Below are 11,489 nucleotides of genomic sequence, written 5' to 3'. Positions count from 1 at the left end.
CACCCGATGGATCCGGAGCCCGTGCCGTCCACGAAGGCCAAGGCGGTGTTCGTCCTCGGTGTGGCGGCGCTGCTCACGGGGGCGTTCGTCGGCGGCGTGATTCCGGCCACGATCGCGTTGCTGCTGGCCAGGCAGGCCGAGCGCCAGGCGTACGCGGCCGGCGGCTACCTGACCGGTGGCCGCTGGGTGCGCCGCGGCCGGGTGCTCGCCTGGGCCGGGATCGTGCTGGCCGCGGCGACGCTCGTGGTGGCGGCCATCGCCGGGCTGTTGCATCTCGCGGGACCGCCGGGGCCGGACTACGACTCCCACACCGACTGATCCGCGCTCGTGCGGCTGCTGGCCGCCCACACGGCCGCGGGCCCGCGCGGTGGCCGGGCTGCGGCACGTCACGGACGGGTGACATGCTCGGGGGGTGACGCAGCCACCGGGTTCGTGGTCGGGCGGGCCGTTCGACGCGCCGCCGCCGACCCCCACCGCCCCCTTCCCGCCCGCCACGTCGGGGCATGTGCTCCCGCCGGGGCCCGTGCGCGCCGCTGCCCCGTACCCGTCTCTGACGGCGGTCCCGCCGCCGCCCGCGCCGGCGGACCGATGGCGGCCGGCCCGGGTCGATCCGGTGATGGGTACGGAGTTCGGGCTCGTGCAGTACACGGTCCCGCCGATCGCGTCGGGCCTCGCGACCGGTGCGATGATCGCCGGCATCGCCTCGATCCTGGTGTCGTTCCTGGTCTTCTGCTTCGGGTTGTCGGGGGCATCGGAGGGCTGGGGCGGCTGGGTGGGTGGCGCGTTCGCGCTGCTGGCCGTGCTGGCCGGCGGCGGTGCCATCGGGGTGGGGCTGGTGGGGTTGCGGCAGATCCGCCGTTCCGGGGAGTCCGGCCGGGCCCGCTTCACCGGCCGGGGCCGTGCCATCGCGGGTATCTCGTGCGGTGGCGTGGGGGCCGGACTGGCGCTGGTGGCGCTGGTACTGACCCTCCTGTTGCAGTTCTCCTGACCCTCGGCGTCCTGGTTCGGGCACTGCGGCCATGCCGTGTCTGGGCACCCGGTACACTTGGTGCGCGGAGATGTCCATCGTGGGAGCAGGTCTTGATGGGGACCGAGTTTCATGCTGAGTGCGGCGTGAAGCCGGGCCACCGAGCCGCCTCGTTTTGACCTGCGTGCCTGCGATGGGTACTCTTTCCCCTCGTGCCTGGGCTTGCCCGGGCAACTCGTGCGTGCGCCCGAGTCGGTTAATGCGACGGGGCAGCAGCACGATGGGCGTCGAGCCCTGACACAGACAAGACCCGCTGTGCAACGCACGGCGGGACCGTGAGCCGGACGACACGCCCGACCGCGGGTGCCGGGCGGGACCCCCGCCCGGCGCACACAGGCACTACGAGAAGACGGTGCGGCCGCAACAAAGCGGCCGAAGGGAGCGGAGAAACCCGGTGCCCACGATCCAGCAGCTGGTCCGCAAGGGCCGCCAGGCGAAGACGAGCAAGACCAAGACGCCGGCGCTGAAGGGAAGCCCTCAGCGGCGCGGCGTGTGCACGCGCGTGTACACCACTACCCCCAAGAAGCCGAACTCTGCGCTGCGCAAGGTTGCTCGTGTGAAGCTCAGCAGCCAGATCGAGGTCACGGCGTACATCCCGGGTGTCGGCCACAACCTGCAGGAGCACTCGATCGTGCTCGTGCGCGGCGGCCGTGTGAAGGACCTGCCCGGCGTCCGCTACAAGATCGTCCGTGGTTCGCTGGACACCCAGGGTGTCCGCAACCGCAAGCAGGCTCGCAGCCGCTACGGCGCGAAGAAGGAGAAGAGCTGACATGCCGCGTAAGGGCCCCGCGCCGCGCCACCCGGTAGTTCCGGACCCGGTGTACAACTCGCCGCTGGTAACGCAGCTCGTCAACAAGATCCTGATCGGCGGCAAGCGCCAGCTCGCCGAGCGCATCGTGTACGGGGCCCTCGAGGGCTGCCGGGAGAAGACCGGCACCGACCCGGTGGTCACCCTCAAGCGCGCGATGGACAACGTGAAGCCGACCCTCGAGGTCCGCAGCCGCCGCGTCGGTGGCGCGACCTACCAGGTTCCGGTCGAGGTTCGCACCCCCCGGCAGACCACCCTCGGTTTGCGCTGGCTGGTCCAGTACTCCAAGGCCCGCCGTGAGAAGACCATGATCGAGCGCCTCCAGAACGAGCTGCTCGACGCCAGCAACGGGCTCGGTGCCGCCGTCAAGCGGCGCGAGGACACGCACAAGATGGCGGAGTCCAACAAGGCCTTCGCGCACTACCGCTGGTAACGAGGCGTTGCCGGCCCGGTTCCCGCCGGGCCGGCGCTGCAGTCGTACCGGTCCACGAGACGACGACGTAGAAAAGTAGGGATTGAAGTGGCCGCCGCAGACGCGCTCGCCAAGGTACGCAACATCGGCATCATGGCGCACATCGACGCTGGTAAGACCACGACGACCGAGCGGATCCTGTTCTACACCGGTATCACGTACAAGATCGGTGAAGTCCACGAGGGCGCGGCCGTCATGGACTGGATGGAGCAGGAACAGGAACGCGGCATCACCATCACCTCCGCCGCCACCAAGTGCGAGTGGAAGGGACACACGATCCAGATCATCGACACGCCCGGCCACGTCGACTTCACGGTCGAGGTCGAGCGGTCGCTGCGTGTCCTGGACGGCGCGGTCGCGGTGTACGACGGTGTGGCCGGCGTGGAGCCGCAGACCGAGAACGTGTGGCGGCAGGCGGACAAGTACCACGTCCCGCGCATGTGCTTCGTCAACAAGCTCGACCGGACCGGTGCGGACTTCTTCCGCTGCGTCCAGATGATGATCGACCGGCTGAACGCCACCCCGCTCGTCCTGCAGATCCCGATCGGCCTCGAGGCCGACCACATCGGCGTCGTGGACCTGGTCGGCATGCGCGCGCTCACCTGGCGTGGTGAGACCCAGAAGGGCGAGGACTACGCGGTCGAGGAGATCCCGGCCGACCTGGTCGCCTCCGCGAACGAGTGGCGCGACAAGCTGATCGAGACCCTGGCCGACGTGGACGACGCCGTCATGGAGAAGTACCTCGAGGGCGAAGAGGTCTCCCAGGACGAGATCGTCGCCGCGATCCGGCGGGCCACGATCGCCAGCAAGGCGAACCCGGTGCTCTGCGGCTCGGCGTTCAAGAACAAGGGCGTGCAGCCCATGCTCGACGCCGTGGTCGCGTACCTGCCGTCGCCGCTGGACGTCCCGGCGATCGACGGCACCGCGACGGACGGCGAGACGCCGATCCTGCGCAAGCCGTCCAACGACGAGCCGTTCTCCGCGCTGGCCTTCAAGATCCAGACGGACAAGCACCTCGGCAAGCTCACCTACGTCCGGGTCTACTCCGGCACGCTCGAATCCGGCTCCCAGGTGGTCAACTCCACCAAGGACCGCAAGGAGCGCATCGGCAAGATCTACCAGATGCACGCGAACAAGCGTGAGGAGCGTCCCACGGCGCAGGCCGGCGACATCATCGCCGTCCAGGGTCTGAAGCAGACCACCACCGGTGACACCCTCAGCGACCCGGCGAACCCGGTCATCCTCGAGTCGATGACGTTCCCGGAGCCGGTCATCCAGGTGGCGATCGAGCCGAAGACCAAGTCGGACCAGGAGAAGCTGGGCACTGCTATCCAGCGCCTGGCCGAGGAGGACCCGACCTTCCGCGTCTGGAACGACGAGGAGACCGGGCAGACGGTCATCGCCGGCATGGGCGAGCTGCACCTCGACATCCTCGTCGACCGCATGCGGCGCGAGTTCAACGTCGAGGCGAACATCGGCAAGCCGCAGGTGGCGTACCGCGAGACGATCCGCGGCACGGTGGAGAAGCTCGACTACGTCCACAAGAAGCAGACCGGTGGCTCGGGCCAGTACGCGAAGGTCATCGTCAAGCTGGAGCCGCTGGAGATGTCGGCGGACGGCCCGACGTACGAGTTCGTCAACGCGGTCTCCGGTGGTCGCATCCCCAAGGAGTTCATCCCCTCGGTGGACGCGGGCGCCCAGGACGCCATGCAGTACGGCGTACTCGCCGGCTTCCCGCTGGTCGGCGTCAAGCTGACCCTGCTGGACGGCCAGTACCACGAGGTCGACTCGTCCGAGATGGCGTTCAAGATCGCCGGCTCGATGGTGATGAAGGAGGCGGCCCGCAAGGCCAACCCCGCGCTGCTCGAGCCGATGATGTCCGTCGAGGTCACGACGCCCGAGGACAACATGGGCGACGTCATCGGCGACCTCAACTCCCGCCGCGGGATCATCCAGTCGATGGAGGAGCGTTCCGGCGCCCGCCTCGTCAAGGCTCTGGTGCCGCTCTCGGAAATGTTCGGCTACGTCGGCGACCTCCGGTCGAAGACCCAGGGCCGGGCGAGCTACAGCATGCAGTTCGACTCCTACGCCGAGGTCCCGGCCAACGTGGCGAAGGAGATCATCGCGAAGGCCACCGGCGCCTGATCGATGAGGCGCGTGCGGTCCGTCGCGGACCGCACGCGCACGAGCAGTCGACAGAGTCCTAAGCGCCACCTGGCGCGCCGGGCGAGAAAAGAACCCAGTCCACAGGAGGACACCAGTGGCGAAGGCGAAGTTCGAGCGGACTAAGCCGCACGTCAACATCGGCACCATTGGTCACATCGACCACGGTAAGACGACGCTGACTGCGGCCATCACGAAGGTCCTGCACGACCAGTACCCGGACCTGAACCCGTACACCCCGTTCGACGAGATCGACAAGGCGCCTGAAGAGAAGGCCCGTGGTATCACGATCTCGATCGCGCACGTCGAGTACCAGACCGCGGCGCGCCACTACGCGCACGTGGACTGCCCCGGCCACGCCGACTACATCAAGAACATGATCACCGGTGCCGCGCAGATGGACGGCGCGATCCTGGTGGTCGCGGCGACCGACGGCCCGATGCCGCAGACCAAGGAGCACGTGCTCCTGGCCCGCCAGGTCGGCGTTCCGTACATCGTCGTGGCGCTGAACAAGAGCGACATGGTCGAGGACGAGGAGCTCCTGGAGCTCGTCGAACTCGAGGTCCGCGAGCTGCTCAGCACGTACGAGTTCCCGGGCGACGACGTGCCGGTCGTGCGCGTCTCGGCGCTCAAGGCGCTCGAGGGCGACCCGACCTGGTCGGAGAAGCTCATGGAGCTGATGAACGCGGTCGACACCGCGATTCCGCAGCCCGAGCGGGAGACCGAGAAGCCGTTCCTCATGCCGATCGAGGACGTCTTCACGATCACCGGTCGCGGTACGGTCGTCACCGGCCGGGCCGAGCGCGGCATCCTCAAGCCGAACGAGGAGGTCGAGATCGTCGGCATCCGCGAGAAGTCGACGAAGACCGTCTGCACCGGCATCGAGATGTTCCGCAAGCTGCTCGACGAGGCCCGCGCGGGCGAGAACGTCGGTCTGCTGCTGCGTGGTATCAAGCGCGAGGACGTCGAGCGCGGCATGGTGGTCGTCCGCCCGGGCACCACGACGCCGCACACGGAGTTCGAGGGCCAGGTCTACATCCTCTCGAAGGAGGAGGGCGGCCGGCACACCCCGTTCTTCCAGAACTACCGTCCGCAGTTCTACTTCCGTACCACGGACGTCACCGGCGTCGTCACGCTGCCCGAGGGCACCGAGATGGTCATGCCGGGCGACTCCACCACCATGAGCGTGAAGCTGATCCAGCCGATCGCCATGGAGCAGGGCCTGAAGTTCGCGATCCGCGAGGGTGGCCGCACGGTCGGCGCCGGAACGGTCACGAAGATCAACAAGTGAGTACGGTGACCCCGATTAGCGTTGCCGCAGTCAATACGGCATACTAGTCAGGTTGCGTCCGCGCAGGGTGGTTGGCGGCCCGTCGTTCCGTAAGGAACGCAGCTGCCAACCGCCCTCGCCCGGTGTCCGGCGCGTGCTTCGGCCGCCGGCACCCTGATCCCCGCGATCATCGATCGCTCCAGCGTGCTGGGGTGAATCCGGTTCCGGCGCGCGACACGCCCGACCGCGGGGGTCGGACAACGCAGGATCGACGGTCCTGCGGGCATGCGAAGGCCACCCGCTTTCGCACGTAGCGGCATCGAGAGAAGGAAACAGAAGCCACCATGGCGGGACAGAAGATCCGCATCCGGCTCAAGGCCTATGACCACGAGGTCGTCGACTCCTCGGCGCGAAAGATCGTCGAGACGGTGACGCGTACCGGGGCGCAGGTTGCAGGCCCGGTGCCGCTGCCCACGGAGATCAACCGTTTCTGCGTGATCCGTTCGCCGCACAAGTACAAGGACTCGCGCGAGCACTTCGAGATGCGCACGCACAAGCGTCTGATCGACATCATCGACCCGACTCCGAAGACGGTCGACTCGCTCATGCGCCTCGACCTGCCGGCTGGCGTCGACATCGAGATCAAGCTGTAGGGATCCGGACAATGGACAGGCAAGTGAAGGGCATCCTGGGCGCCAAGCTCGGCATGACTCAGGTGTGGGACAACGGCAAGGTCGTCCCGGTCACCGTGGTGCAGGCCGGCCCGTGTGTCGTGACCCAGGTCCGCACCCCCGAGACGGACGGTTACTCGGCCGTCCAGCTGGCGTTCGGCGCCATCGACCCGCGCAAGGTCAACAAGCCCGAGGGCGGCCACTACGCGAAGGCCGGCGTGTCGCCGCGGCGTCACCTCGTCGAGCTGCGCACCGTGGACGCGCCCGCGTACGAACTCGGTCAGGAGGTCACCGTTGACGCGTTCGCGCCGGGGACCCCGGTCGACGTCACGGGCAAGACCAAGGGCAAGGGCTACGCCGGTGTCATGAAGCGGCACGGCTTCCACGGCCTCAAGGGCAGCCACGGTGTCGAGCGCAAGCACCGCTCGCCCGGCTCCATCGGCGCCTGCGCCACCCCGGCCCGTGTCTTCAAGGGCACCCGGATGGCCGGCCGCATGGGCACCAAGCGCTTCACGGTGCAGAACCTGACCGTGCAGGCGGTCGACACCGAGAACAACCTGATCCTGGTCAAGGGCGCCGTGCCCGGTCCCAAGGGCGCGCTGATCCTGGTCCGCACCGCGGCGAAGAAGGGTGGTGCCCAGTGAGTTCCGTCGACGTGCTGAACGCTGAGGGTGCCAAGTCCGGCTCCGTCGAGCTGCCCGACGACATCTTCGACGTGCAGGCGAACATCCCGCTGATGCACCAGGTCGTCGTGGCGCAGCTCGCCGCGGCCCGGCAGGGCACGCACAAGGCGAAGACCCGCGGCGAGGTCGCCGGTGGCGGCAAGAAGCCGTACAAGCAGAAGGGCACCGGCCGGGCCCGCCAGGGCTCGATCCGCGCGCCGCAGTTCGCCGGCGGTGGCGTCGTGCACGGCCCCGTGCCGCGCGACTACAGCCAGCGGACCCCGAAGAAGATGAAGGCCGCGGCCCTGCGCGGTGCCCTCTCCGACCGGGCTCGCGAGGGCCGGGTGCACGTGGTCGAGGCGTTCGTCACCGGTGAGAAGCCGTCGACCAAGGCCGCGATCGCCACCCTGCGCAAGGCCACCGAGGCCCGCAAGGTCCTCGTGGTGCTGAGCGCCCACGACGAGCTGAACTGGCTGTCGCTGCGCAACGAGGCGTCCGTCCACCTGATCGAGGCCGGCCAGCTGAACACGTACGACGTGCTGGTCGCCGACGACGTCGTCTTCACCAAGGACGCGCTGGACGAGTTCCTGGGCGTGCCGGCCGAGGAGGGCAACAAGTGAGCACGATCGCCGACCCGCGCGACATCATCGTCGCGCCCGTGGTCTCCGAGAAGAGCTACAGCGTTCTCGACCAGAACTGGTACACGTTCCTCGTCCACCCGGACGCGAACAAGACCCAGATCAAGATCGCGATCCAGCAGATCTTCGGTGTCCGCGTCCTGACGGTGAACACCATCAACCGTGAGGGCAAGCGCAAGCGCACGAAGACCGGCTTCGGTCAGCGCAAGGCCACCAAGCGCGCGATGGTCAAGCTGGCTGACGGTGACCGTATCGAGGCCTTCGGCGGCCCGGTCAGCTAAGGGGTTTGACTCATGCCTATTCGTAAGTACAAGCCGACCACGCCGGGCCGCCGCGGCTCGAGCGTCGCCGACTTCGCCGAGATCACCCGGTCGACGCCGGAGAAGTCTCTGCTGGTTCCGCTGCCCAAGAAGGGTGGTCGCAACGTCCACGGCCGCATCACCACGCGGCACCAGGGCGGCGGCCACAAGCGGCAGTACCGGCTGATCGACTTCAAGCGCAACGACAAGGACGGCGTGCCGGCCAAGGTCGCGCACATCGAGTACGACCCGAACCGCACTGCGCGGATCGCTCTGCTGCACTACGCCGACGGCGAGAAGCGCTACATCGTCGCGCCGAAGGACCTGAAGCAGGGCGACCGGGTCGAGTCGGGGCCGGGCGCGGACATCAAGCCGGGCAACAACCTGCCCCTGCGCAACATCCCGGTCGGTACGACGGTCCACGGCGTGGAGCTTCGTCCCGGCGGTGGCGCCAAGCTGGCCCGTTCGGCGGGCGTCGGCATCCAGCTGCTCGGCCGCGAGGGTGCGTACGCCACGCTGCGTATGCCCTCCGGTGAGATCCGTCGCGTCGACGTGCGCTGCCGCGCCACCGTCGGCGAGATCGGCAACGCCGACCAGTCGAACATCAACTGGGGCAAGGCCGGCCGCATGCGGTGGAAGGGCAAGCGCCCGACCGTCCGTGGTGTCGCCATGAACCCGATCGACCACCCGCACGGTGGTGGTGAGGGCAAGACCTCCGGTGGTCGCCACCCGGTTAACCCGGCTGGTAAGCCGGAGGGCCGTACCCGCCGCAAGGGCCAGGAGAGCGACCGCATGATCGTTCGCCGCCGCTACGCCACCCGCAAGCGCGGGTAACGGGAGTAGAAGAAGATGCCTCGCAGCCTGAAGAAGGGCCCGTTCATCGACGACCACCTGCTCAAGAAGGTGGAAGTCCAGAACGAGAAGAACTCGAAGAACGTCATCAAGACCTGGTCGCGGCGCTCGACGATCATCCCCGACATGCTCGGGCACACGATCGCCGTGCACGACGGACGCAAGCACGTCCCGGTGTTCATCACCGAGGCCATGGTCGGCCACAAGCTCGGCGAGTTCGCGTTGACCCGGACGTTCAAGGGTCACGAGAAGGACGACCGCAAGAGCCGTCGGCGCTGAGCAGACACACGGATTAGAGGATCAAGGAGCTACAGCGATGCCAGTTAAGGGCGACGCACCGGCGCTTCCGGGCGCGCGGGCGGTTGCGCGTCACGTGCGCATCTCGCCGAACAAGGCGCGCCGGGTGATCAACCTCGTCCGCGGTCTGCCCGCGAAGGAGGCGCTCACGGTGCTGCAGTTCGCGCCGCAGGCGGCGAGTGAGCAGGTTTACAAGGTGCTCGCCAGCGCGATCGCGAACGCGGAGAACAACGAGCGGCTCGACCCCGACGCGCTCCTCGTCAGCGAGGCGTTCGTCGACGAGGGTCCGACGTTGAAGCGGTTCCGGCCGCGCGCGCAGGGCCGGGCGTACCGGATCCGCAAGCGCACCTGCCACATCACGGTGGCGGTCGAGGCGGTCCAGGTGGCCCGCCCGGCGAAGAAGGCCCCGGCGAAGAAGGCCGCCAAGGCCGCTGAGCCGCAGGCCGCCGAGTCCCAGAGCACGGAGGGTGCCGAGTAATGGGTCAGAAGGTTCACCCCACCGGGTTCCGCCTCGGCATTTCCACCGACTGGAAGTCCCGCTGGTTCGCGGACAAGCTCTACAAGGACTACATCGGCGAGGACGTCAAGATCCGCCGGATGATGTCCAAGGGCCTGGAGCGCGCCGGCATCTCCAAGGTGGACATCGAGCGGACCCGCGACCGGGTCCGCGTCGACATCCACACCGCCCGGCCGGGCATCGTCATCGGCCGTAAGGGCGCGGAGGCCGACCGCATCCGCGGCGAGCTGGAGAAGCTCACCGGCAAGCAGGTGCAGCTCAACATCCTCGAGGTGAAGAGCCCCGAGTCGGACGCGCAGCTCGTGGCGCAGGGCGTCGCCGAGCAGCTGTCCAGCCGGGTCAGCTTCCGCCGGGCGATGCGCAAGGCCATGCAGTCGGCCATGAAGAACCCGATCTGCAAGGGCATCCGGGTGCAGGTCTCCGGCCGTCTCGGCGGCGCGGAGATGAGCCGTACGGAGTTCTACCGCGAGGGTCGCGTCCCGCTGCACACCCTGCGCGCCAACATCGAGTACGGCTTCTTCGAGGCCCGTACCACGTTCGGCCGCATCGGCGTGAAGGTGTGGATCTACAAGGGCGACGCCGTGCCGGGCCGTGAGGCCCCGGCCGAGGCGCCCGCGCGTCCGCGCCGCGAGCGGGGCGACCGCCCCGACCGTCCGCGCCGTGGCCGTTCCGGCTCGTCCGGGACGACCGCCGGTGGCACCGAGGCCGGTCGTGCGGCTCAGGCCGCCGCCACCGAGTCGACCGAAACCGCCGCGCCCGCCGCGGCTCCGGCCGAGACGCAGCAGGAGGGCTGACAGATGCTGATGCCGCGTAAGCCCCCGAAGGGCTTCCGCAAGCCGCACCACCCGGACCGCTCCGGCGCGTCCAAGGGCGGCAACCGGGTGGTCTTCGGCGAGTTCGGTATCCAGGCGCTGGAGCCGGCGTACGTGACCAACCGGCAGATCGAGTCGGCGCGTATCGCGATGACCCGTCACATCAAGCGTGGTGGCAAGGTCTGGATCTCGATCTTCCCGGACCAGGCCCTGACCAAGAAGCCCGCCGAGACCCGGATGGGTTCCGGTAAGGGCTCGCCCGAGTGGTGGGTGGCGAACGTCAAGCCGGGACGGATCCTCTTCGAGATGTCCTTCCCGAACGAGACGATCGCCCGCGAGGCCATGCGCCGCGCGATCCACAAGCTCCCGATGAAGTGCCGCATTGTGACACGCGAAGTAGGTGAAAGCTGATGGCAGCGGGCGTTAAGGCCGGCGAGCTGCGCGAACTCTCCGAGGAGGAGTTGGTCGCACGGCTGCGGGAGGCCAAGGCGGAGCTGTTCAACCTCCGCGTGCAGGGCGCCACGGGCCAGCTCGACAACCACCGTCGGCTGCAGGTCGTCCGTCGGGACATCGCACGGATCTACACGATCATGCGTGAGCGCGAGCTGGGTCTCTCGGTCGCGCCGGATGAGGTGACAGCGTGAGTGAGAACAGCACCGCCGAGGCGCGGCCCCAGCGCAAGGTGCGCGAGGGCCTCGTGGTCAGCGACAAGATGGACAAGACCGTCGTGGTCGAGGTCGAGGACCGCGTCAAGCACGCGCTGTACGGCAAGGTTCTCCGCCGCACCAGCAAGCTGAAGGCGCACGACGAGCAGAACGCCTGCGGAATCGGCGACCGGGTGCTGCTGATGGAGACCCGTCCGCTGTCCGCCACCAAGCGGTGGCGGGTCGTGGAGATCCTCGAAAAGGCCAAGTGAGTGCGCCGGGCCGGCTTCGTCCGGCCCGGCGGCCCATCGTTCCGCCAAGCTTCGGTACGTCGCCGGAGAACTGGCAGACATAGGA

General features: G+C 68.4%; 17 protein-coding genes. All 17 read left to right on the top strand.

What is annotated here, in order from left to right:
- The first annotated feature begins 6 nt into the window (after nucleotides 1–6).
- The 17 genes from ACMCNN_RS26405 (at nucleotide 7) to rpsQ (ending at nucleotide 11,404) form a co-directional block, all read left to right on the top strand.
- On the top strand, nucleotides 7–318 hold the full coding sequence (locus ACMCNN_RS26405; protein ID WP_412747277.1) for a hypothetical protein: 312 nt from the start codon (nucleotides 7–9) through the stop codon (nucleotides 316–318).
- A gap of 94 nt (nucleotides 319–412) precedes the next feature.
- The gene (locus ACMCNN_RS26400; RefSeq protein WP_412743190.1) at nucleotides 413–988 is read left to right on the top strand and encodes a hypothetical protein; all 576 of its coding nucleotides are present in this window, start codon (nucleotides 413–415) and stop codon (nucleotides 986–988) included.
- Nucleotides 989–1,421: 433 nt separating this feature from the next.
- Complete coding sequence (gene rpsL / locus ACMCNN_RS26395) at nucleotides 1,422–1,796, top strand: 30S ribosomal protein S12 (protein WP_014440718.1); 375 nt, start codon at nucleotides 1,422–1,424, stop codon at nucleotides 1,794–1,796.
- A 1-nt stretch (nucleotide 1,797) separates the two neighbouring features.
- The gene (gene rpsG, locus ACMCNN_RS26390; protein WP_412739110.1) at nucleotides 1,798–2,268 is read left to right on the top strand and encodes a 30S ribosomal protein S7; all 471 of its coding nucleotides are present in this window, start codon (nucleotides 1,798–1,800) and stop codon (nucleotides 2,266–2,268) included.
- A gap of 87 nt (nucleotides 2,269–2,355) precedes the next feature.
- Complete coding sequence (gene fusA, locus ACMCNN_RS26385) at nucleotides 2,356–4,452, top strand: elongation factor G (RefSeq protein ID WP_412743189.1); 2,097 nt, start codon at nucleotides 2,356–2,358, stop codon at nucleotides 4,450–4,452.
- A gap of 115 nt (nucleotides 4,453–4,567) precedes the next feature.
- Nucleotides 4,568–5,761, top strand: coding sequence for an elongation factor Tu (tuf, locus tag ACMCNN_RS26380; RefSeq protein WP_412743188.1), 1,194 nt, complete (start codon nucleotides 4,568–4,570; stop codon nucleotides 5,759–5,761).
- A 323-nt stretch (nucleotides 5,762–6,084) separates the two neighbouring features.
- Nucleotides 6,085–6,393: a 30S ribosomal protein S10 gene (rpsJ, locus tag ACMCNN_RS26375; protein ID WP_007073037.1), complete on the top strand. Its 309-nt coding sequence runs from the start codon at nucleotides 6,085–6,087 to the stop codon at nucleotides 6,391–6,393.
- Nucleotides 6,394–6,404: 11 nt separating this feature from the next.
- The gene (gene rplC / locus ACMCNN_RS26370) at nucleotides 6,405–7,055 is read left to right on the top strand and encodes a 50S ribosomal protein L3 (protein ID WP_412743187.1); all 651 of its coding nucleotides are present in this window, start codon (nucleotides 6,405–6,407) and stop codon (nucleotides 7,053–7,055) included.
- Nucleotides 7,052–7,693, top strand: a complete 642-nt coding sequence (gene rplD, locus ACMCNN_RS26365; RefSeq protein WP_130510632.1) for a 50S ribosomal protein L4 — start codon at nucleotides 7,052–7,054, stop codon at nucleotides 7,691–7,693. The genes rplC and rplD overlap by 4 nt, the downstream gene beginning before the upstream one ends.
- Nucleotides 7,690–7,992 carry a 50S ribosomal protein L23 gene (gene rplW / locus ACMCNN_RS26360; protein ID WP_412743186.1) on the top strand — a complete coding sequence of 101 codons (303 nt, stop codon included), beginning with the start codon at nucleotides 7,690–7,692 and terminating at the stop codon, nucleotides 7,990–7,992. Before rplD ends, rplW begins: the two co-directional genes overlap by 4 nt.
- A gap of 12 nt (nucleotides 7,993–8,004) precedes the next feature.
- Complete coding sequence (gene rplB / locus ACMCNN_RS26355) at nucleotides 8,005–8,844, top strand: 50S ribosomal protein L2 (RefSeq protein WP_412743185.1); 840 nt, start codon at nucleotides 8,005–8,007, stop codon at nucleotides 8,842–8,844.
- Nucleotides 8,845–8,859: 15 nt separating this feature from the next.
- Complete coding sequence (rpsS, locus tag ACMCNN_RS26350; RefSeq protein WP_071803322.1) at nucleotides 8,860–9,141, top strand: 30S ribosomal protein S19; 282 nt, start codon at nucleotides 8,860–8,862, stop codon at nucleotides 9,139–9,141.
- Nucleotides 9,142–9,178: 37 nt separating this feature from the next.
- Complete coding sequence (gene rplV / locus ACMCNN_RS26345; RefSeq protein ID WP_412743184.1) at nucleotides 9,179–9,637, top strand: 50S ribosomal protein L22; 459 nt, start codon at nucleotides 9,179–9,181, stop codon at nucleotides 9,635–9,637.
- Entirely contained in the window at nucleotides 9,637–10,470 is an 834-nt protein-coding gene (rpsC, locus tag ACMCNN_RS26340; RefSeq protein WP_412743183.1) for a 30S ribosomal protein S3, read from the top strand. The genes rplV and rpsC overlap by 1 nt, the downstream gene beginning before the upstream one ends.
- Before the next feature lie 3 nt (nucleotides 10,471–10,473).
- Nucleotides 10,474–10,899: a 50S ribosomal protein L16 gene (gene rplP / locus ACMCNN_RS26335; RefSeq protein WP_127545789.1), complete on the top strand. Its 426-nt coding sequence runs from the start codon at nucleotides 10,474–10,476 to the stop codon at nucleotides 10,897–10,899.
- Nucleotides 10,899–11,132: a 50S ribosomal protein L29 gene (rpmC, locus tag ACMCNN_RS26330; RefSeq protein WP_412743182.1), complete on the top strand. Its 234-nt coding sequence runs from the start codon at nucleotides 10,899–10,901 to the stop codon at nucleotides 11,130–11,132. The genes rplP and rpmC overlap by 1 nt, the downstream gene beginning before the upstream one ends.
- Nucleotides 11,129–11,404 (top strand): 30S ribosomal protein S17, encoded by a 276-nt coding sequence (rpsQ, locus tag ACMCNN_RS26325; RefSeq protein ID WP_412743181.1) that lies wholly within the window; start codon nucleotides 11,129–11,131, stop codon nucleotides 11,402–11,404. The genes rpmC and rpsQ overlap by 4 nt, the downstream gene beginning before the upstream one ends.
- Nucleotides 11,405–11,489: the final 85 nt, after the last annotated feature.

The sequence above is a fragment of the Krasilnikovia sp. MM14-A1004 genome (assembly GCF_047159485.1).
Taxonomy (GTDB): domain Bacteria; phylum Actinomycetota; class Actinomycetes; order Mycobacteriales; family Micromonosporaceae; genus Actinoplanes.
The sequence above is the reverse complement of the archived record's forward strand: the minus strand, read 5'-3'. Positions and strand labels throughout refer to the sequence as shown.